The 18,888-nt window shown below is 53.3% G+C and carries 23 protein-coding genes and 2 tRNA genes; 2 read left to right on the top strand and 23 right to left on the bottom strand.

Translation table 11 applies throughout. The features are described from left to right. Positions 1–31: 31 nt before the first annotated feature. The 23 genes from RVY89_RS10110 to RVY89_RS10220 all read right to left on the bottom strand — a co-directional run bounded on the left by RVY89_RS10110 (position 32) and on the right by RVY89_RS10220 (position 17,440). Positions 32–1,867 (bottom strand): phage tail-collar fiber domain-containing protein, encoded by a 1,836-nt coding sequence (locus RVY89_RS10110; protein ID WP_484827712.1) that lies wholly within the window; start codon positions 1,865–1,867, stop codon positions 32–34. A 3-nt stretch (positions 1,868–1,870) separates the two neighbouring features. Next, the gene (locus RVY89_RS10115; RefSeq protein WP_484827713.1) at positions 1,871–2,374 is read right to left on the bottom strand and encodes a hypothetical protein; all 504 of its coding nucleotides are present in this window, start codon (positions 2,372–2,374) and stop codon (positions 1,871–1,873) included. Continuing rightward, complete coding sequence (locus RVY89_RS10120; RefSeq protein WP_484827714.1) at positions 2,371–2,997, bottom strand: phage tail protein I; 627 nt, start codon at positions 2,995–2,997, stop codon at positions 2,371–2,373. The genes RVY89_RS10115 and RVY89_RS10120 overlap by 4 nt, the downstream gene beginning before the upstream one ends. Next, on the bottom strand, positions 2,987–3,898 hold the full coding sequence (locus tag RVY89_RS10125) for a baseplate assembly protein (RefSeq protein WP_484827715.1): 912 nt from the start codon (positions 3,896–3,898) through the stop codon (positions 2,987–2,989). Before RVY89_RS10125 ends, RVY89_RS10120 begins: the two co-directional genes overlap by 11 nt. Continuing rightward, entirely contained in the window at positions 3,876–4,232 is a 357-nt protein-coding gene (locus RVY89_RS10130) for a GPW/gp25 family protein (RefSeq protein ID WP_484827716.1), read from the bottom strand. The genes RVY89_RS10125 and RVY89_RS10130 overlap by 23 nt, the downstream gene beginning before the upstream one ends. A 37-nt stretch (positions 4,233–4,269) precedes the next feature. Then, positions 4,270–4,836, bottom strand: a complete 567-nt coding sequence (locus RVY89_RS10135) for a phage baseplate assembly protein V (RefSeq protein WP_484827717.1) — start codon at positions 4,834–4,836, stop codon at positions 4,270–4,272. A 56-nt stretch (positions 4,837–4,892) separates the two neighbouring features. Beyond that, positions 4,893–5,435 carry a hypothetical protein gene (locus RVY89_RS10140; protein ID WP_484827718.1) on the bottom strand — a complete coding sequence of 181 codons (543 nt, stop codon included), beginning with the start codon at positions 5,433–5,435 and terminating at the stop codon, positions 4,893–4,895. Beyond that, entirely contained in the window at positions 5,432–6,073 is a 642-nt protein-coding gene (locus tag RVY89_RS10145) for a hypothetical protein (protein ID WP_484827719.1), read from the bottom strand. Before RVY89_RS10145 ends, RVY89_RS10140 begins: the two co-directional genes overlap by 4 nt. Before the next feature lie 32 nt (positions 6,074–6,105). Beyond that, complete coding sequence (locus tag RVY89_RS10150) at positions 6,106–6,471, bottom strand: head-tail joining protein (protein WP_484827720.1); 366 nt, start codon at positions 6,469–6,471, stop codon at positions 6,106–6,108. Next, entirely contained in the window at positions 6,471–6,797 is a 327-nt protein-coding gene (locus RVY89_RS10155; protein ID WP_484827721.1) for a DUF2190 family protein, read from the bottom strand. Before RVY89_RS10155 ends, RVY89_RS10150 begins: the two co-directional genes overlap by 1 nt. A gap of 69 nt (positions 6,798–6,866) precedes the next feature. Further along, the gene (locus tag RVY89_RS10160; protein ID WP_484827722.1) at positions 6,867–8,975 is read right to left on the bottom strand and encodes a ClpP-like prohead protease/major capsid protein fusion protein; all 2,109 of its coding nucleotides are present in this window, start codon (positions 8,973–8,975) and stop codon (positions 6,867–6,869) included. Beyond that, on the bottom strand, positions 8,908–10,443 hold the full coding sequence (locus RVY89_RS10165; RefSeq protein ID WP_484827723.1) for a phage portal protein: 1,536 nt from the start codon (positions 10,441–10,443) through the stop codon (positions 8,908–8,910). The genes RVY89_RS10160 and RVY89_RS10165 overlap by 68 nt, the downstream gene beginning before the upstream one ends. A 10-nt stretch (positions 10,444–10,453) precedes the next feature. Further along, the gene (locus tag RVY89_RS10170) at positions 10,454–10,669 is read right to left on the bottom strand and encodes a hypothetical protein (RefSeq protein ID WP_484827724.1); all 216 of its coding nucleotides are present in this window, start codon (positions 10,667–10,669) and stop codon (positions 10,454–10,456) included. Next, positions 10,666–12,783 (bottom strand): phage terminase large subunit family protein, encoded by a 2,118-nt coding sequence (locus RVY89_RS10175; RefSeq protein WP_484827725.1) that lies wholly within the window; start codon positions 12,781–12,783, stop codon positions 10,666–10,668. Before RVY89_RS10175 ends, RVY89_RS10170 begins: the two co-directional genes overlap by 4 nt. Next, a complete protein-coding gene (locus RVY89_RS10180; protein WP_484827726.1) occupies positions 12,783–13,292 on the bottom strand; it encodes a DUF1441 family protein in 510 nt (169 codons plus the stop codon). The genes RVY89_RS10175 and RVY89_RS10180 overlap by 1 nt, the downstream gene beginning before the upstream one ends. Positions 13,293–13,969: 677 nt before the next feature. Further along, positions 13,970–14,284 carry an Acb2/Tad1 domain-containing protein gene (locus tag RVY89_RS10185; RefSeq protein ID WP_484827727.1) on the bottom strand — a complete coding sequence of 105 codons (315 nt, stop codon included), beginning with the start codon at positions 14,282–14,284 and terminating at the stop codon, positions 13,970–13,972. Between the two features lie 66 nt (positions 14,285–14,350). Then, positions 14,351–14,896: a DUF2514 family protein gene (locus tag RVY89_RS10190; RefSeq protein ID WP_484827728.1), complete on the bottom strand. Its 546-nt coding sequence runs from the start codon at positions 14,894–14,896 to the stop codon at positions 14,351–14,353. Continuing rightward, entirely contained in the window at positions 14,893–15,348 is a 456-nt protein-coding gene (locus RVY89_RS10195; RefSeq protein WP_484827729.1) for a lysozyme, read from the bottom strand. The genes RVY89_RS10190 and RVY89_RS10195 overlap by 4 nt, the downstream gene beginning before the upstream one ends. A 172-nt stretch (positions 15,349–15,520) precedes the next feature. Then, positions 15,521–15,955: a hypothetical protein gene (locus tag RVY89_RS10200; protein WP_484827730.1), complete on the bottom strand. Its 435-nt coding sequence runs from the start codon at positions 15,953–15,955 to the stop codon at positions 15,521–15,523. Positions 15,956–16,095: 140 nt separating this feature from the next. Beyond that, positions 16,096–16,410 (bottom strand): phage holin, lambda family, encoded by a 315-nt coding sequence (locus tag RVY89_RS10205; RefSeq protein WP_484827731.1) that lies wholly within the window; start codon positions 16,408–16,410, stop codon positions 16,096–16,098. Positions 16,411–16,421: 11 nt separating this feature from the next. Further along, a complete protein-coding gene (locus RVY89_RS10210; protein WP_484827732.1) occupies positions 16,422–16,856 on the bottom strand; it encodes a hypothetical protein in 435 nt (144 codons plus the stop codon). A 354-nt stretch (positions 16,857–17,210) separates the two neighbouring features. Then, a tRNA-Thr gene (locus RVY89_RS10215) sits at positions 17,211–17,286 on the bottom strand. A gap of 77 nt (positions 17,287–17,363) precedes the next feature. Beyond that, a tRNA-Ile gene (locus RVY89_RS10220) sits at positions 17,364–17,440 on the bottom strand. A 157-nt stretch (positions 17,441–17,597) separates the two neighbouring features. Here RVY89_RS10220 and RVY89_RS10225 point away from each other — a divergent pair. Both RVY89_RS10225 and RVY89_RS10230 read left to right on the top strand, forming a co-directional pair. Next, a complete protein-coding gene (locus RVY89_RS10225; protein ID WP_484827733.1) occupies positions 17,598–18,185 on the top strand; it encodes a DUF6037 family protein in 588 nt (195 codons plus the stop codon). 108 nt (positions 18,186–18,293) lie between these two features. Beyond that, entirely contained in the window at positions 18,294–18,866 is a 573-nt protein-coding gene (locus tag RVY89_RS10230; RefSeq protein WP_484827734.1) for a hypothetical protein, read from the top strand. The last annotated feature ends 22 nt before the right edge of the window (positions 18,867–18,888 follow it).

The raw sequence follows: 18,888 nt of genomic DNA on the forward strand, positions 1-18,888 counted from the left end.
GCAGGCGGTTATGTTTTCGGTTCTGTGGGTGTTACTGCGGTAAATCGGGGATCGGCGTGTCCGGTGACGCGCTCACATCCAGCGCCTGCAGTTCGCGAACGTACGCCAGCAGGTCTTTCATACGCTGAGTCTCAGCTTCAGTGATATCGCCCAGCTGCATTGCCGCATTCAGGGGGCTCATGAGCTGGCTGGCCTGCCTGATACGTTGCTGTTTGAGGGATTCTCTGCGCCCGGCCAGCGCGCTCATGTTTCTGGTAAATGTTTCTCCATCGTAAATCCAGGAACCATCTATGCTGCAGTCCTCAGGAAGCGTTTCACAGCCATAAACCGATAATCCGTCTGGGTTAAGCATGGTTGCGTCACCATCAATCTGACGGATAACGCCATCACTGTCACAGGCAATAAAGACTGTCCCCGTCAGGGAGCTCATAACCTCATCCCAGACATACCCTGACTCATCAATGTAGTTCATCAGGTGAGCAGGCCAGCCTTCCGGTAAAAAGTGCTTCAACCTGATTAGCTGAATTAAACCCGATGCCGGCACGGGTTTTGCTTCTTTTTTTGTCTCAGACCGCGCTGTGTTGTACCCCACGTTTATCCACGTATTATTTATTTTGACCTGCATGGCCCGATAAAACATGGTATCGCCGCCTGGATTATCACCTTCAAAGTGATATCCATTCAGATAGCTGCCATCAGGTGCAAACATATCAGCGTCGTGAGTGACCGTAAAACTGCCCTGAGTCGCCTGTCGAAACATCATAATGTATCGGGCATCAGACTCAGCTTTCGTGTACGCCTCACCTGCTGGCATGTAGCTCCCCTTCGGCTGATAGTTGTTATCACTTTCCGCCTTAGTGTAGGAATCCCCGCTTTTCGCCAACAGGACCACCACTTCATCGCCCGTGTGGCGCATATACGGCTGGGCTGCATCGCCTCCGGCAAAACCCGCAATATGGCAGCCATCACGCGTAATGGCGTTAACATCATCACTGCCGGGTTTGTTGGCTGTGTCATACCGCTTCGACCATGCTGACCATGCATTATCATAGAGCGACCTGATGTAAGTTCCCGAGCCGAGGTAAATGCGGTAAATCTGCGTCACCCCGGCGTGCCTGTAAACTTCCAGTGAACCAGCATTTAGCTCCGGGTAGTTTGCCCCGGTTCCGGCTGCTGCATTTGATGGCTGATAATACAGTCCGGGCGTTGTGAAAGTGTTCAGGTCTGCCGCGTCGCCGATAGCCACCGCCTGCCCGCTGAAAATGTCCTGCGCCGTCACGTCAAGGTCACCTTCAAGCGCGTGGCCGTTCACCTTTGTGGTTCTGGGAACAGCGTTAAGGTGCCCGAGCGCCTCCGCCTGCGCGTCTGCCCCTGCATCTGCGACCTCTTTTAGCCTCAGGGATTGACGATAATAGCGCTTGTCCCCTTCCTCCACCGTGAGGACGGCGATATGCGGATCGACAACCAGCTCAACGCATTCGGTGTACATCAGCGGCATGATGAATTTAATCACCACCTCCTTGACGATGGAGTCCTCCTGGTTCGGCAGATAGGTGTCCGGATAGGCGCCGTATGCAATCAGGGTTCCGGCCTCGCTGACCAGACCAAACTCACGCAGCACCTTTCCCGGATGGTCCCTGCAGGGAATAGTTGCCATACCGCCAAGCAAAACTGCCCCGACATTACCGGCACTGAGTGGCACCTCACCAAGCTTGCCGGCAAGTGCAGTGACGGTCGGGTCCGCCTGTACGGGATTCCCGCCACCATCGCCAAATGAAACGACAGGAATTTTTACCGTTTCTCCCGCGACATAGGCTGCTTCTATTTCAGCTGCACCGACGTTGGTTAAAATCAGCCCTTGCGTCATATGTCACACTCCATCCCGAATTTTTGAGCCGAAGTGATCCATAACATACTCCCGGCTTGCGTCTGCTATGGTCTTTAATTCCGTTGCCGTCTGGGGGATTTTCGCCGTCAGGAACCAGAGATAGTCTTGAGTAAAGTGCAGGGGTGAGCCCGGCATAAGGACCCACTCAGCAACACCTGTATGCCCTTCATTGAGGTGTAATACCGCACTAAGCCTTGCATACCCCTCACTAAACACGTCGAGCGTAGCGCAAAAAACATCATCTATGTGGTCATCTGCAGGACCGGATTTCAGGGTCGCGCCGGCAAGTAACACGTACCGACCGGGCGCTGCTGTGGTGGCGTCAAGAATTTGTCCTGCCCCCAGGCCCGATGACGCAGAAAGCTCACTGACAGCCACGGTCATTGACTCCCAGGTTCCGTCGTCTTTTTTTCGGCTTATCGGCAGAATATCTGTGGGAAGAGGCGTGCCTCCGGAAGGTAATTCACTGAATCGTTTATCGCTCATAGTTCAAATTTAAACTCCGTTAATAATCGCTCCCCGGATTCGGTGATAAACCCTTCTCCGGTCTCAGCAACCAGCGCCTCAGGCTGTGGCTTTAGCGTTATGATTTCTGATGCCACCATGGCACCCGGAAGATATGCGGCCCCCTCAAGCGTTCCCCGGAACGCCACGCTGAACCAGGAACGCAGGTTTTTGGCACGCAGCACCGCATTCTTCAGGTCCTGAATATCAGTCTGCGCAATCGGCCGGCCGTCCTGCTCAACGTTCAGTAAAAAGGTGTACGGCCTGCCGGGCGGGTCCTGGTTGTACCATTCAATAATTTCCGTGGAGAACGGGCTGTCAGACAGCGACATTTCCACCGCGGCAGGCGTGCCCCGGTGACGGTGAATGTATTCCGCGCGCTTTATTGCGTTGCGCTTCTCCTGCTCGGTCCAGTCCGTGTTCCAGGTGTCAACGCTGTATTCCCAGGCAAGCCAGGGCAGCAGCTCAACCGGACAGTCATCGGCATTTTTTACGGCCCGTATGGGGTTCGGTATTCCCTCAATTTGCGCGGCGCTGGCCTCTTCCATCGCCCGTTCTGACGGCAGGGCATTGGGGGGCAGCAGGGAGGTAAATTTATTCGGCATTGACCAGCACCTTATTCACCGTAATGTTGCGACACCAGTAAGCCTCGCCCATCGCCGGTAACAGGTCCGCCGCCGGCGAGCGCAGCACCACCCGCACCACGCCGGACTGATGCAGACCGCCATCAATCCCCGAGCGGGCCACCACGCTGCCGATGCGGTGAACGCTGTCGACATAGGCTTTCAGGGCCTCGTTTGCGCTGCTGAGGACCAGGTCAGCATCGAGGCCATACGGAATATAAACGTCAGCGTCGATGTCATAGGGGGTGATGGTTGCGGACTGCGTGGAGACAAAATCTGTCAGCGGGCGCACGTCCTTCGGATTAATGGCCGCGTGAACCTTATCGACCAGTGCCTGCGGTGCCGTGCCATCTCCAGTCCGGGACAGCACATACATAAACACCCGCCCTTCCTGATTGTGCGTCTCCGGTCCATACGCCTGCGCATCGAGGACATCACCGTCCGCGCCGAGCGCAAAATACTGGTACGCGTTGTATGCGCCGGCGGTGCTCAGTCTGGCCCAGGACAGCTGGATGCGTGCCCGGAACGCCTCATCATCCTCGTAAACCGCCGGCGTCGGCGGAACCGCTGTTTCATCTGCCGGCTTGATAACCAGGCGAATGACATCAAAGTTCGCGCCTATCTGGTCGAGGTCCGCGCCTTTCGCGCTCGCCAGCAGCACCGCCCGGATGGCGTCATTCATCTGCTGGCGCAGCAATGTCACCCGCCAGGCCAGCGCTTCACCCTGTTTAAACGCCGGGTCGGATTCGACCAGCGCGTCAAAGATGCTGTCCAGTTCCTGCAGTTTCTGGACGTACTGCGTAATCAGCGCCTCACTGTCCGGAACCTCCACGGCATCCGGCACCGGCAGCTGCGACATATCAATAATGTTTTGCGCGGGCATAGACGCTTATTCCTCCAAGCTGAAGCGGTTTCCCTGTTTCGGTATTCACACCGCCTATGGCAAAAATGAAATGCCCTTCACCGGCGCGCGTGACGCTGATTTGCGTGACGCGCAGGCGCTTTTCCCACCGGGCCAGCGCATCCGCGGCTGCCGCAATGATATTTACCCGCGTTTCATCATCTGCCGGATTATCCAGGTATTTCAGGACATCGCTGCCGTAATCGCGGCGCAGTACGCGGGTGCGTTTGGGCGTGGTGAAAATATCAATGATGGACTGGCGGAGATGCTCATCCCCGGCGAGGTGTTTTCCTGTTGCGGCATTCATTCCGATCATAAAAGTCGTCCACAAAAAAGGCGCCAGGAGGCGGCTGCTACATTTTTTGGTTCGGCGGGTCGGTGACGCCGCCACCATCGCCGTTTTCGTTATGGTCGTGATCGTCAAAGACCTCACGCACCTGCGACATGCTGCCCTTGCTGTCCGAGACCTCGGCAGCCGATGACAGGTTGCCGACGGAATGCGTCGTCCCTTCGACCGTCGCGTTTTCGTTAACCGTGAGGGATTTTGTGATGGTCACAGGCCCGTCGAGCGTGCCCTTGCCCTTGATAGTGTACGTCCCGCCCTCTGCAAGGGTGATCTGCAGGTCGTGCGCTTCCTGGTTGTAGCGAATTTCCGTCCCGTCGGCATACCGGGTAATGTGCTCTTTATCGCTGCCATCCGGCACCGGAACCGCGTCGATATTATCGCCGGGATAAACACGGCCGTTACGTATATCACCGGCTTCGCTGAGCACTGTCACCGCATCCCCCACCGCAGGCGGGTCGCTGACCTGTACCGTTTTGCTGGACTGCGTCTGGCACCAGGGCAGCAATGGCGAGGTAATTTTGCCGAATCCGACACGCACCTTCACCGGACTGCCCATCTGTACCTCGGTAATCACACCCCGGCGCACGACGTTCGCTAGTCGCTTCTGCAGGTCACGGATAATTTCTTCCATCAGGAGTCGTCCTCCGCCCGGTATATCAGGCGATAATCATCAATGTGGGCCCGCCCAACGTCAGGAACTTTACCAAGCCATACCTCGTTCAGTGGTGCGTTATTTCCTGGCGCATACGGATCTTCGCCGGCAGTGACCTGCTGGGCTGCCGTGATACGAAAAACCAGATAATCATCCATCGCAGGATCAAAATTATCCCGCTGGCAATCCTGGAAAATGAGTGGTTCAACACCATTAAGTCCAAAAACATTACCTTCGAGCCATTGCGTTAAGTCCAGCGCCGCCGAACGGGAAAATATCTCAGGTTCAGGATTAACATCAGTTGGAACACGGTCGCAAACCACAAAAAATTCTATATCCAGCTCCAGCGTCAACACGCTTGTACCCTCAGCACGACTCCAGCCGGGTACGGAAACAAACACCGCTGGCGTCATGAACCGCGTTTGTTCTTCCGGATAAGCGCCTGTATGGCGCACCCAGGGCAGTCCCTGAAGGGCATCGCAAAGCGCCCTGTGGTAGCGGGGCATTAAAAAATCACTCATTTGATCCGCCGTCTGGTTTTTCTGTCAACGTGAATACTGTTTTTGACCCGGCCGTTAAGATCTTTTTCGAAGTGGCTGAAAAAAATGCGCGCCGCCTCGGGAAAAATATCATCCTCAATGCGGTTCAGCATGGACTCATAAATATCGACTTCTGCCTCGCTGCTGCGTCGGGTTTCAGGATTATAAATGCGGATAGTCCGTCCGCCTCGCCCGCGCGAAACGTAGGCGTTATCAAATTTAATTTCACCCAGATCTCCGGATGATTTAAAAACGGCGAAGTTTTTTTTACCTTTACCCTTAGCCTCGATAAACCGACCTGTATCAGGATCCCTTGCCAGCATTTGCCGCTGACCGGTTAAACGTCCGCGCAAATCCTTCACCTTAATTTTATTCAGACCAAACCACACTTTAAGCTCGTTCAAATCATGTGGATTGCGGCGGGAACTGAACGCAAGCAAACGCCTGCGCAGCATATTCACCTTTTTAGGTGCAATACCCTGTTTCAGCATTTTTAGCGCCATTGATTTCAGACTGTCCCCGGTTCGCCGAAGCGCGCGGGAATAGGCCATCATCAGTTGATCCTCTGTCGCCTGCGCTGCCGCCGGAATATTCAGCGCCACGCCCAGGTCAATATCCACCAGCAAATCTCGCCGCAGTCGTGAAGGTCGCATTATTTTTTACTCCACTGATTTATTTCCGGAGGTCGCTCCTGCTGACCGCCACGGGCAAGCGTGACGCGCGTTCGGCCCAGCTCGCTGGAGCCAATATGCGTTACCCGATAGCCTTCGCCATTCACCAGCACGGTGTTGCCTTTCTGAAGGCCAAAAATGTCCGGTGTCATAGCGCTGAGTGATGGCGAACGGTCATCGATACTTCCTCCTCCGGGAATATCGACGGGATTATCCGGGTCTTCAAAAATGGCGGAAATCGAACGTGCGCCGGGTCCCACCCAGAGGATAACGGGAACCTCTTCGGCAAAAACGCGCTGCACCCTCAGGTCAGCGCGATTTAGCCGGCGCTGAAACCGGCTGTTCATCAGTACCCCAGACGCACGTGACTGTCGGGTTCACCTGCACCGGAAGTGATCCACGCGGTGCCGGCCACCACATCCCCGGCAGTGGCGGTAAGTTTCCCGTCTGCGGCAAGATACAATTTCGCCCCGCGCTCCCAGGTATCAGCCTCTACCTTAGGCAGGATCCACACGCCCACTGTATGCAGCACACCGCTGCCGCCGTTCGGGATATCGGCATGTGCCACGCCAGCGATCCCGCCAACGGCAACCGCCTGACCTGACACCACGTCTTTCCCCGTAGAGTTACTCCAGTCCATCGTGGTGCCGTCCTGATATAAATTTGTCGCCATCTGATTTCTCTCCTGCTGGCGGGCATCAGCGCCCGCCGGATATAAAAAAACCGCCAGTGCGGCGGTTCGTTATTTTTTCGCGGCCGGCGCGGTGGCCTTAACCATGCCGCGCCAGTCAAGCGGCGCCACCCCCGCATCGATGCGGACCTTGAACGCCGCGCCGTCAACGGTGAAGCCCTGCTGTTGCTCAAGGTAAGGCGCATCCACACCGTCCAGATACGCCACCTCGATAGTGTCACGCCCCTGCGCGGCGGTCAGATACCAGTCTGCAGCGCTTTCGTCATCAAGACGCGGCTCGCCGATAACCTCGACAAAATCTTTCAGCGGGTTGCTGATACCGCTGTTTACATCGGCACCCGGGACGCTGACGGAGGTGATCAGCTGGCGGGCCTTACTCTCAATCGCCACCGGCGTCAGCATGTAAGCCGGACGAATGTTCAGGCGGCGGTCCCCGGATTTTTGCAGCAGCATCGCCTGGCGGGCTTTATCCATGCCGTTGATATCCAGCGAGGCACTGACCAGGTTTCCGTGCTCTGCGCTGAAGAGCGCATTGCCATCGCTCATAGCCTGATTACCGGTCAGTACGGCATAGACCAGATCGCCGATGGTCGAGCGCGCCGCACTCCCCATCGCCATCGGAATGCGGGTGAGCATGGACATGTCATCGTTGATGATGGTCTGGCGGTCGATACTGAACAGCTCCCCGTAGGTTGCCAGGGCGATCGGCTCGCCGCGATCCTTCAGGGTGACATACTTGTACTCGGCCCCCGGGCGCACCTGACGAAGATTCGGGAAGGACTCAAGGCCGACACGATGCGAGGTTTTAAAGTCGGTTAGCGTCCCTTTCAGGGTCCAGCGATCGAAGGTTTCCACCGCATCATCCCATCCCTGCAGGGCTGATTTGTGGGCCACGTCCATCAGGATAGCGCCAAAATCGCTGCTGCTGTGGGTGAAGGCCAGCGCCACCATCTGCATCGGCGCAGAGGCACCGGAAATGCCGATACCGCGATCAACCAGCGAGGCGCGGGCCAGTTCGCGAAGGGTATAACCGGTATAACGGTTGTCTTTTTCAGCCTGCGCATGACCTGCGCGATGCATAATGGAGGCGCGAATTGAATCCCCCACCAGATTGCCGTTGCCGGCATAAATATGCGCGCCGTTTCCCGCTCCGGCGGTTGGCGTCGTTCCTGCAGCCAGTGCAGCCAGCAGCTTGTCGCGTGCCTGTTCGGCAGTTACGGAAAAATCACTTACGCAGCTGGCGCGCAGTTCTGCGAACGCCGGGAAATTCTCAAACACGGCATTTACAGCCGTCACGCGTTCGACGTTGGCTGCCTGCATACGCTGCTGTAGCTGTTCTGCCAGCGCGTTAATATCGACCGGTTGACCAGGCTCCTGAGGTGCCGGCGGGATCTGTAATGCCTGAGGTGTCGGCTGATTCTGCGGGACAGGAGTCTGAGGCGCCGGGTTCGTCTGCGCACGCGCACCAAACAGGGTATTAATTTGTTTTGGCATATTTTGATAATCCTTCAGTTGATTCGTGTTGATACAGGCTGCGGCCTGCAGTTCTGGTTCAAGCGTGTCGGCAAAACCTTTTTCGACCGCTTCTGCGCCGTTAAGCCAGGTTTCCGCTTTCAGCATCGCCTCCACCTCGTCTTTCGGCAGGCCGGTCTTCCCGGTGTAGGCGGTCAGCATCAGCGCCTCATTACGATCCAGCCAGTCGGCATAATCGCGCATGTCGTCCGCATCCCCGGCAATACCTCCCCACGGTTTGTGGATCATCAGCCAGGCGTTCTCCGGCATATGCACCGTGGCCCCCGGGAGGCAGGCAATCATCGAGGCCATGCTGGCCGCCATGCCGTCCACCCAGATATCCACTTTTGCCTTAAGGCGGGCCAGCGTGTTATAGATGGCGAAGCCCTGCATCACGTCCCCACCGGGGCTGTGGATATGCAAATCAATCGCACTGGCTTCGAAAACCCCCGCCTCTTTGCAATCGTTCACGAACTGTTGCGCGGTAATGCCCCAGCCGCCAATCACGTCATAGAGGTAAATCTCAACGCGATCTCCCGCCAGTGCACGGATTTCATACCAGGTCTGACTGGTGGCCGCATCAATGCCGGCGAGACTGGCCTGAGGAAGCATCATCATCCCCGCCGGGATCGGTATTTTCGGTTGCATTCGGTGTGACTCCTTTATCGTTGGCGGCATCCGAATCGAACACCAGACCATTTTCACGGTTAAATTCTGTTTCACTAAGACGCTGACGCTTCACTTCCATCGGTGACTGGCCGCGTGCCCGCACCCATTCGGCCTCTGTACCGGCTCCGCCGCGGACAATTGCCTTCCAGGCCAGCGCCTCTTTCACCGGATCAATCCACGGCATGACCGGGCCGAGATATGTCGCATTGAAAAGGCTGGCAGGATCCACATCGGAAGGAATTTCAATCCCGGACACTTTAAGCATCGCCACAAAGGCACGGTAGACCGGACGGCTGTGCTGCCCGATAAACCAGTTCTGCAGGACGTTGTAGCCCTCCTGCCCCTCCACCAGCTCCTGCCTCTGTGCGCTGTAAGTCCCGTTGTAATCCCGGGCAATGGTGGAATAGGTGCTGCGCGTGCCGGCTGCGACGGCGCGCAGCTGGCCGTTGCGAAATTCATGCAGGTGGACGTTCGGGCGGTTTGACTCCACCATGCCCAGGTCTTCGCCGGGCTTCAGGTCGTCATAAATCATGCCCGGTGCGATGTTGAAATAGCGCTGCTCTCCCGGCTCCGAAAATTCACTGTCATCGCCAACACTCTGCGCATCACCACGCTTGATATAGAACCCCAGCGCTGCCGCAATACGCGCCGCCACCCGTTCACTCTGCTCGTAATCTTTGATGTCAGAAAGTCGGGTAATGACGCTGTGCAGCAGGCTTATCCCGCGCATCTGATGCAGGCGCTTGCGCATTGCCACATGCAGCATGTTATCGGCTGACACCGTTTTGAAATCGGCCGGCAGCCCAAAGCTGTTCGCGGGGTGATTTTTATAAACCTTATAGCCAGTGGGTCGCCCCCAGGCATTGACCAGAATCCCCTGGCGGATAAGCTGGCCCGCGTTACTGTTGAGGTTGTTTGGGACAAAGTCAGCCTCGAGTAATTCCAGCGACAGCTGCACGCGGGTGCTGTGCGTCAGGCCCGGCACCGGGCCGCGAACCAGTTGCGTGAACACCTCACCGTCGCGCAGCGCCGAACGCAGCAACAGACGCTCAGCTTCCGGGCGAGTAAACATGCCCGTCACCTCAGGGCGCAGGGACCACTCCGCCCACAGCGCAGAAAGCTGCGCGGCAAATTCCTTGTGCAGCGTGCCATCGCGCCTAAGGGGTTGGGGTTCAATCTGGATCCCCTCAGACCCGATCACCCGCTCCTCGAGCTTATCGAGCATTCCCGTAACAAGGTCGTGATTTTCATCAAGCCACCGTGCCTGTTCGCGCAGGGAAGTGCCCGCCGCATACACTGCGTTATCCGCGGAACGGCTTTCCCTCGGGGCTTTGTGCAGGCGCGAGGGGTGCGCTGCCTCATAGGCTTTCAGCAGCATACGATTTTTTGCGCGCGACGCCGCCCACCCGGGGGAAATGGCCCCCAGTGTTTTCTCAAAAATTCCCATGATTTACCTGTCAGTTGAATGAGGCGAGCTTGTACCCGTTGCCACGTCGCGTGGCGCGCTGCAGGCGGTCTTCCCAGTAAGTAAGTTCGGCGCGAAGCGCGGCGGGATCGTGGTTCGTGATGGCGCGACCGTTAACGCCGGTAAAGGAAACGGTTTTTCCGTCAAGCGCGTCCTGATAGGCCTGACGGACAAGGCTGACCATAGCCTGAAGTTCCGGGCGTGTCATAACCATCCTCCGCCACCACCGGAACCAAGCCAGTCATTTTGCGCGGGCGCAATACCTTTTGTTGCAGGGGATTTTCGTTTTACAGCGGCTTTTTTCACCGTCACCACCTCCCGTTGTTCATCCTGGTTAAAAATGTTGGGATTCTCGTCCTGAGGCATTGCCCAGGCCGGAGGCTGATCCCATTTTATTTTGTCGTAGCCACGCAGCATGGCAACGGCGTGCGCATAGCAGAACAGGTCAAACGCTTCATTGTTGCCCTTGCCCGGCTTGCGCCATTTGCCATCCACGCCGCGCTCTTCATACGTGAGTTCGTCAAAAAACCACTCGCCCAGCCACCGGGGGAAATGGATATATCCGGGTCCCGGCAGCTCGCGCAGCAGCGCATTGTTCAGCTGGTCTTTGAGTAAGTCGGTCTGGAGCAGATACACCGGCACATCGCCGCGCGCATCCGCCCGCCGGTCTGAACGCCCGGTGTTGTCGGGGCGGGTTTTGGTGATCACCTTCTGACGCCTGGTGCTGTCGCCTTTGACCAGATAGACGCGCTTGTGCAGCCCATCCTGCCGGCAGCGCCGCCAGAACTTATAGGCGTTATCGGTGACACCATCCTCACCGCCCGAATCCACAGCCATTGCCAGCACGGGCATGCGTTTTTCCGGCTGCTCTGTCAGGGGATAGCTTTTATTCAGCACATCGGTAACCAGCAGGTCCCAGTCCTCCGGATAAGCGCCAGGGTGAACGGGAAGTGCTTCGCCCGTATCTTCACTGACACGCAGTGAATAGCGGATGTTGTATCTGTCGATAAGCCAACGCTCCCCGTTTTCCCCGTAACCGATGATCTGCACAACGAACCGGCGGGATTTACCGCCCTGAACATCGACAGCTGCCTGCAGAAAGCGAACGCCAGGCGGCACCAGGCGCTTACCGGAATCCTCAATGCGCGCCATCAGTGCATCGCTGCGGCGCTGCTCACTGGCTGAACGCGGCAAATAAGGCAGACCAAGGTCAGTGTTGACCACGGTTTTTAAGGTCTCTTCGCTGCCAGTGGCATCACACTCCTGCTCTGCCGTCAGCAGCTTATAAATCAGCTGCACCCAGGTCTGGTATGCTGCCGCCGGACCTTCCATCCAGAAGCTGGCGATACGCGAGCGCCGGCCATCCCCCGTGACATTACCATCACGATCGATTGCCTGACCTTCCCGCAACCACACTCCTTTGCTGTTCAGCAGGCGTTTTTCTTCGGCCAGGATATGCGCTTCACAGTGAGGACACTTCAAAAATGCCGCTTCACTGGCGCGCACCGGATCTTCGATGTCCCGGTATCCACTCATGTTGTCAAAGGCGGGCTGAAAATATTCGCCGCATTCAGGGCACGGCCAGTACCAGCGACGGCGATCGCCACGGTTATATAACGATAAAATACCTGTCGTGGGTGGCGCCTCATGTGGTGTTGAGCGCCGCCATTTCGTGTCGCGTATATCGCGCCCGGGCGAACTCTCCACCAGCGTCATGCCACTCGACATAAAGGTGGTGGTACGCTTTGAGGCGAGACTGAACGCATCGCCCTCGCCATCGATGTCTTCAGGAAAACGATCGTAATCGGTAAGTGCCACGCACTTGTAATCTGAGGACGACATAATGTTGACGGACGGCCATCCAATCTTCAGATAGTTACCCGCCAGAAAGGTGCGGTCGTGCACGTTATTGTCGTTGCGGTGCGGGCTTAATCGGCTCGCAACCTCAGGACTTACCCTGAATGTCCGGGCAAGGCGCTTTTTGGAGTGCTCGCGCGCTTTCTCTTCCGTCATCTGAATAATCAGCATATCGGAAGGATCACACACGACGTTGTACACAACCCAGCCATCTATGAGCCCGATAGTTTTACCGGTTCGGGCGGGCCCCACAAATATCACCGCATCGTATTCACGGGAGGCCAGACAATTCATGGGCTCAATAACATAGGGTGCCACCATCGGATCCCACGGAACCGAGTTGCCTGCCCCCATTGGGACGCGCATAAATTTTTGAACGGCTTCCGCCACGGGCATTCTGCGCGGCGCACGGTAAATGTGGGTAACATCCTTACGGGCACCTACTGCAGTGTCCTGAACGACCATCAATCCTCCTCAGGTGTCACATCCTCCTTATCAATCTCAGGATCTGCTTCAAACACCTTCTGGGCCATCTGGTCTCGCAAATCATCGATGATGCTTTGTACACGCTCTGTAGCCTGCGCACTCAGCGCACAGTCTCGCTCCAGAATATCCGGCAAAGTCTCGAGCACCTGCACGACTGCTTTTGCCATAGCGGAAAATTCCCGGCGCACATCACTGGCGGGAATAAGCTGTGCGGTCTCTATCTGGAATTTCAGCCGTTCACGTTCGGACTGAAACCAGGCTTTGCGGTCCTGCGGAAGCAACTTATCAATATCGACAGTCTCCGGATCCGCCGTGCGGGAAATCAGCTCGGTAAGAATATCCACCACGGAATAAAGTTTGAGTTTCGCATTGCTTCCGGCGGCAACACGCACATTTGCCAGACGGCTCGAAACCGTCTGCCGATGCAATCCTGTGATAGTGGCAAGCTGATTCAGGTTGAGGGTGAAGTTCTCTAATTCTTTATCCATGATGATGAACACTTTTTAGCCATATCGACATCCTGAAAAAAATTACAATCAGGAAATCAATGCGTTAATCACATGATGATGATGTCCATAAAATGCGAAAAACTAGCCGTTTCCCGCGCGTCCTCGCCCCCACGGTGTTTTCAGGGCGCCGGGAGGACCCGCAGAAATTCCCAGGAAACGTTTCGTGGTAAATCATTATTCCGCTCAGCAATAAATTTCTGGTATCGACCTGTGTTTTATGTTGCGAAAATGTAATCCAGGTACCATATTCAAATTGTCATGAGTTACGGTGCCCATAGCCATTTCCCCCGAACACTATCGGTTTCCCCTGTTCGGGGATTTTTTTAACCATCTCTTTATCTTCCCAAAACCGGTTTACCATGAACAAAAATAAATAAAGTAGATTCAGCCGTTCACACATGTCATATTCCCCATGGCATCTTAGAAAAATCCTAGTATTCATTTGGTTACATCAAGTTTCGCTCCGTTTCACTATTGCGTTAATTTTTACAACCCTCAGCAACAACCCTACTCTAATTATGTGTATTATTCCCTTGCCCGCTACAAGGGCAATGAGGATGTTCGAGAAAGCAGGAAAATAATAATTAAGATTTAGTCATATCTGGGCGCCTGAAAACCATCTGAGTAAGGTGCCATTTTTTTATCCGCTAAGTATTTTAGCAAACGGGTATTCCTCCTCTGCGATATGGTGATAGTAAGGCACCCAAAACATCATCCAGTAATTTGCAGCCGTCATCAGACTGCTCAACAGCACGACAGGCAGCCATACACGCCGTTTGCATATCGGTACGAGCGATAGCCAGCCAGCGCATAACCCTCCTGTCGCCTTCGTGCACGAATTCAAGAAACTCAAGCTTTTTGATAAAGGCCCGGCTGACCTCCTTAATTTCTTTTATCATTTCGATATCCGCCGGAGCTAAAGTTCGCCACCTGTTTACAGTAGTATTACCCTGTAGCTTGGTTTCACTCATTGATCGTTCTCTTTTTGGCGGGTATGGAAACTTACCCGCGATTGAATGGCCGCATAACAGCATGCCTTACTCCTGTTTAGTCACTTTGTTGTAGATACGTTCACAGGTCTGTCCGGCGATATAAGCCCGGTCAGCTTCTGCTGCATAGATACCCGCTGCTTTGTCAGATTCGCCAAGCAGCTGGGCAAGCACTCGGGCGGTCTCGGCTTTTGCTGTGCCTGCTGCGGCAAGGGCGGAAAGCCTGCCGGTTTCACTTCCTGCAAGCTGGCGCTGTAGTGTGGCGAGCTGTCGCTGCAGCCCGTCAGAAGCACGCTGAGCAGCATCAGCGTCAGCCTGTGCTTTTGCCAGTTCTTCATCTGCACGTTTTTGCTCCTCGTTGGCGGCCTGCTGGCGGCGTTGTTCTTCAGCCCGTTCGCTGGCTTCACGCTGCGCTCTGGCTTCTGCGTCGGCCTTATCTCGTTTTGACCATTTGTCGGACCAGACCAGCCTTTCAGCAGTCTCGCCTGCGGTATAACGCCAGTGACCAAAGCCCCATAAAGACAAAGCCACCAGGACAATCAGCACCAGTGGCTTCCAGAATTTTTTGAGCAGAGCAATCACCGCGCCTGTCATGATAAAAACAACGCTCTTTCGGCTTTACGACGGCGAAGAATGCCTGGCAAATTTATTGGCTTCCGCCATTTGAGAAATTCGTCAGCGGCCCCGGCATAATCGCCGGCATTCAGTTTTTTCAGCAGCGTGCTGTCGCCCAGACCTTCCGCTAAATCATCGGCATCGATATCAGAGCCAACGTTATAGGCAAAGCTCACCAGCGCATCGAACTGATTCTGCGTCAGCGGCACTTTCACCAGGCTGTTGACGTCCCGCTCAAACACCACCAGATCTGAAATGAACGCTTCGTCGGCCTGGGTCTGCGTCCATACGAGGCCTGGTTTAACCTCTGGTCCGGTGTGGCCCCATCCAATAGTCCAGGGCGAACCTCCCGTTTTAGGGTCGGGATATGCCTTTAACCTGCAGGACTCAAAACTTTGAATGAGTAGACAACCTTTATCACTCGTATACATAATTCACTCCGTGTTTCGTGAAAATTAACTGACTTTAACATCAGTTAAATATTCATCGATTGGATAATAAATATTGGCAGAAATAAAAAATATCCTTAACCCCATTTAAAAGAAGGGAATAAATTTCCCTTCTGATCTTAAAGCCTCATTCATAACTCCTGAAAATTAGAATTTAAATGAGTTCCTGAATATAGCAATCACCGATTTCAATTCGATTAACTTCATACTCATGAGGGATAGACAGTGAATATGCTCCATCGAAGAAATGGTCACGCAAAGGTCCGTCTTCAGGGCTGGTAAAGGTCAGAGTTTTCCCATCCTGGCCAAGTACTGCCGAAATAATCGCGCCATCATCAACAATGCATGTCATGGTATAGCTATCCAGACTTAAATCAGGTCGATGACCTTCGCCACAGATGCTTGCATCAAGCGGGTATGTAACACCATCGACGCGCACTTCTACAGTGACTGCATATGAAACATCTTTTTTAAAGTTATAATCTTGTGCAGCCAATTTTAAGGGGGCTGAATACAGTCGCTCAGTTTCGCTCACAGATGTTGCATATACACCCGTATCAATTCGAACAACTTCTTTTTTGACTTTCATTGTATCTATATCCTTTTAAAGGTAATTAAATTTATTTTCCGTGGTAAGGAATACCGTCGCAGATAGATATAAAATAAAAACTCACACAAAAAAAGCCTAAATATTATCTCCCATAAAATAAAATTTATATTCGCAATGTTTTATTTACTGGTTCTGCGGTCAATAATGCCAAGGATGATTTCACGAACCTTATCTGCGCCAATGAAGCCAATCACCGGACCAATGGCCGGGGCGGCATTATCAGGCAGCCCAAAATGCTGAAGTAAAGGTGCAATGCCCAGCGCAATTAGTCCGCATACTGGTGCAGTGGTCAGCGTATAAAGCCAGGATTTACCGTCCCGGATGGTCATAAGCACAGAGACGCCCGCTGCGCTGGCGGCGGTATAAATGGATGGCGCGTTTGCGATCACCCATTCGAGTGTCTTGCCCCAAAAATCAGGAAGTTTTGGATCCATCGGGGTTTTCCTTATCGGCGGCGACTGCGAAATGCGCGCGGGCGCGAATAGCTGCGGCGTGATGTGTAATAGCGACGCGGCGGTGACGTGTATTGATGGACCACCGTTTTGTGCGTGCTGTAGCTGTGCCCGCCACCCAGCAGGTGACCGGCCACCAGCCCGGATAAAAAGCCATCGTGGCCGGAATTGTTCACGACAACCGGCTGTGCAGGCTGAACTGCAACAGGACCACCGCCCTGCGCCACAACCACATCGGGGTCGCTGCGGCACGCGCGCAGCAGAAGAAGGCCAGCGACAATGCCACCAGCGGCGTACAGGATTTTTTTATTCATGGGTTTATTTTTGAAGTGATAGCGTCCAACCGGGTGCCGGACACCGAAATAAAAAAAGGCCACCATTTGGCGACCTCTAATCAGTAGTTGCTTTATTAACTTCAATTTGTGCATAACGGCAATCTGACAGGGATACTGTGCCGTAGCACGTTCACGAATCCCCCTGTCGGATCGCCGGAAAGCAGAAAGCCCCGACTAAGCGAGGCTATTTGAATTTGAGACACCCCCCCCTCCGGTTAGTTGGATTTCGGTGAGATGCTTTTGGATGAGCGCTGAACCTAAAGGTCAGTATTTTCACACAGCAATTTTGCAAAAAACAGCGCCCATTCAAAATGAACTTAAAAACACATATCGGACAAGAAGAGCAATTCCGTATAGCGAAATCAGGATACCAATGATACCTATCAGAGCAACCTGTCCAGGGTTAAATTTCACAGTCTGGTTACCTTGACATCAAATAGCTAAAAATGGTGCCGACTACCGGAATCGAACTGGTGACCTACTGATTACAAGTCAGTTGCTCTACCTACTGAGCTAAGTCGGCATTGGTCCGCCACCGGGGCCTCGAACCTCGTACTACAACATTAAGTTGCCGCTCTTCCCGATGAGCTAGTGGCGGTCTGGTGGCCCTTGCTGGAGTTGAACCAGCGACCGGGCGATTATGAGTCGCACGCTCTAACCAACTGAGCTAAAGGGCCGGGAGCGAAATAATACACAGGCCAAATTAACCACGCAAACCCAGTGGTAGAAATCAGATATTTCTCCAAACATATACTCATCGAAAATGACGCAGATCACATAATGCGTACGCACTACAAGTAGTATTAAACAATGAATTAGAAGTGGGAGGCATCTATGCAAATTTCAGGATTGAAAGAACTACACAAAGACATGAGACGTAATGGTATTACTCGGACTCAGTTTCAGTACAGCCATAATCAGGTAACCTTCGATGTACTGCTTTTCACAGATGGCTCCCCATACAAACTACTTTTCGGCGCTATAGGCGAAAAGTGTTGTTTCGTGGAAAACGTCAAACCAGGTTATTCAATAGCTCCCTTCTTACAGCCTAAATCGGCATATAACGACTTATGTCGTGTTTTGGGTATCGAGTACGACCCTAAAAATCCTTTTAGTACTGCCAAATTCTTTCGACACCTTGCAGAAGCAGTTCCGCATACAATCAAAACAACCAAGGAACCGAAAACCCTCATCGATACTCGAGCAGAGAATGCTGATGACGGCGATAAAATGTTCTTCAGTCATTGGCGTAACAACAGCGACAGCGGACATGTCACCGTCCCGAACATGGAAAAACACAAAAAGCATTCGGGAACGAGATCGCAGATTTCTGCCTGGAGAGCAATATCAGCAGTTGCTGGTCTGCAACAGAGAAGAAAAAATCAGACTGACACTGGAGGGTTAAGCTATGTGTCGAAGTGATCATTCTTAGCAGCTTATGGCATTTTTTGCGTACGCGTTAGTGTTTTTTTTCAGCTGGTGGGCTAGACTGCCGGAAATAAATTTTTGTTCCATTTAGGGTGCACACAAATGCAAGTTAAAAGCTTAGGATTTTCAATAACAAATGATAATGAAAACATTAATTCAATAGATGTGATTAATGAATTTATTAAATCATCCTCACGTCAATATAATCGTGCAGATTATACACGCAGGTTCCTTATGTCCGATGTGAATGATTTTTATTATGGTTTGGTGGTCACATTCAAAAATCAAAAGAGAAACTGCATGTCACAGTTCATTGACGGCAAATTTAAGCTTAAAGTTGAAGACCTTAAGGGCGACGAAAAATTAGCTACATTCAATTTATTTTTGCTGAACAAATCTAATCTTCGCGGTTTGTATATGTCTCATCATGGTTCTTGCAGCCTGAACACACTTTTCAGCCACTTTCAAACCGTAAGTAATGAATTTATCAGAAAGCTAAACGCAGCAGATATTGAAAAACTGGGAGACAAGCCAAAGCAAAAAGAAGTCACCGCAGTTAACAAAAAATATAAAAAGCGTTTTTCATTTAGCATAATGACAACCAAGGAGGATATAAAATCTATTCTTGGGCAGTTTAAAGAAATAAAAAAGCATCATTTAAATTCGATTACATAGACTTTAAGGGTGGAGCATTAAC

The sequence above is a fragment of the Enterobacter sp. 3U4 genome, assembly GCF_057224565.1.

What these genes read in the sequence shown, in the direction of transcription:
- RVY89_RS10180 (WP_484827726.1), bottom strand. Translation starts at nt 13,292, where the DNA reads ATGGATAAAGAATTAGAGAACTTCACCCTCAACCTGAATCAGCTTGCC.
- RVY89_RS10170 (WP_484827724.1), bottom strand. Translation starts at nt 10,669, where the DNA reads ATGACACGCCCGGAACTTCAGGCTATGGTCAGCCTTGTCCGTCAGGCC.
- RVY89_RS10155 (WP_484827721.1), bottom strand. Translation starts at nt 6,797, where the DNA reads ATGGCGACAAATTTATATCAGGACGGCACCACGATGGACTGGAGTAAC.
- RVY89_RS10230 (WP_484827734.1), top strand. Translation starts at nt 18,294, where the DNA reads ATGCAAGTTAAAAGCTTAGGATTTTCAATAACAAATGATAATGAAAAC.
- RVY89_RS10110 (WP_484827712.1), bottom strand. Translation starts at nt 1,867, where the DNA reads ATGACGCAAGGGCTGATTTTAACCAACGTCGGTGCAGCTGAAATAGAA.
- RVY89_RS10210 (WP_484827732.1), bottom strand. Translation starts at nt 16,856, where the DNA reads ATGCACAAATTGAAGTTAATAAAGCAACTACTGATTAGAGGTCGCCAA.
- RVY89_RS10150 (WP_484827720.1), bottom strand. Translation starts at nt 6,471, where the DNA reads ATGAACAGCCGGTTTCAGCGCCGGCTAAATCGCGCTGACCTGAGGGTG.
- RVY89_RS10160 (WP_484827722.1), bottom strand. Translation starts at nt 8,975, where the DNA reads ATGCAACCGAAAATACCGATCCCGGCGGGGATGATGATGCTTCCTCAG.
- RVY89_RS10165 (WP_484827723.1), bottom strand. Translation starts at nt 10,443, where the DNA reads ATGGGAATTTTTGAGAAAACACTGGGGGCCATTTCCCCCGGGTGGGCG.
- RVY89_RS10120 (WP_484827714.1), bottom strand. Translation starts at nt 2,997, where the DNA reads ATGCCGAATAAATTTACCTCCCTGCTGCCCCCCAATGCCCTGCCGTCA.
- RVY89_RS10130 (WP_484827716.1), bottom strand. Translation starts at nt 4,232, where the DNA reads ATGATCGGAATGAATGCCGCAACAGGAAAACACCTCGCCGGGGATGAG.
- RVY89_RS10175 (WP_484827725.1), bottom strand. Translation starts at nt 12,783, where the DNA reads ATGGTCGTTCAGGACACTGCAGTAGGTGCCCGTAAGGATGTTACCCAC.
- RVY89_RS10195 (WP_484827729.1), bottom strand. Translation starts at nt 15,348, where the DNA reads ATGTATACGAGTGATAAAGGTTGTCTACTCATTCAAAGTTTTGAGTCC.
- RVY89_RS10125 (WP_484827715.1), bottom strand. Translation starts at nt 3,898, where the DNA reads ATGCCCGCGCAAAACATTATTGATATGTCGCAGCTGCCGGTGCCGGAT.
- RVY89_RS10190 (WP_484827728.1), bottom strand. Translation starts at nt 14,896, where the DNA reads ATGACAGGCGCGGTGATTGCTCTGCTCAAAAAATTCTGGAAGCCACTG.
- RVY89_RS10200 (WP_484827730.1), bottom strand. Translation starts at nt 15,955, where the DNA reads ATGAAAGTCAAAAAAGAAGTTGTTCGAATTGATACGGGTGTATATGCA.
- RVY89_RS10140 (WP_484827718.1), bottom strand. Translation starts at nt 5,435, where the DNA reads ATGAGTGATTTTTTAATGCCCCGCTACCACAGGGCGCTTTGCGATGCC.
- RVY89_RS10115 (WP_484827713.1), bottom strand. Translation starts at nt 2,374, where the DNA reads ATGAGCGATAAACGATTCAGTGAATTACCTTCCGGAGGCACGCCTCTT.
- RVY89_RS10205 (WP_484827731.1), bottom strand. Translation starts at nt 16,410, where the DNA reads ATGGATCCAAAACTTCCTGATTTTTGGGGCAAGACACTCGAATGGGTG.
- RVY89_RS10185 (WP_484827727.1), bottom strand. Translation starts at nt 14,284, where the DNA reads ATGAGTGAAACCAAGCTACAGGGTAATACTACTGTAAACAGGTGGCGA.
- RVY89_RS10225 (WP_484827733.1), top strand. Translation starts at nt 17,598, where the DNA reads ATGCAAATTTCAGGATTGAAAGAACTACACAAAGACATGAGACGTAAT.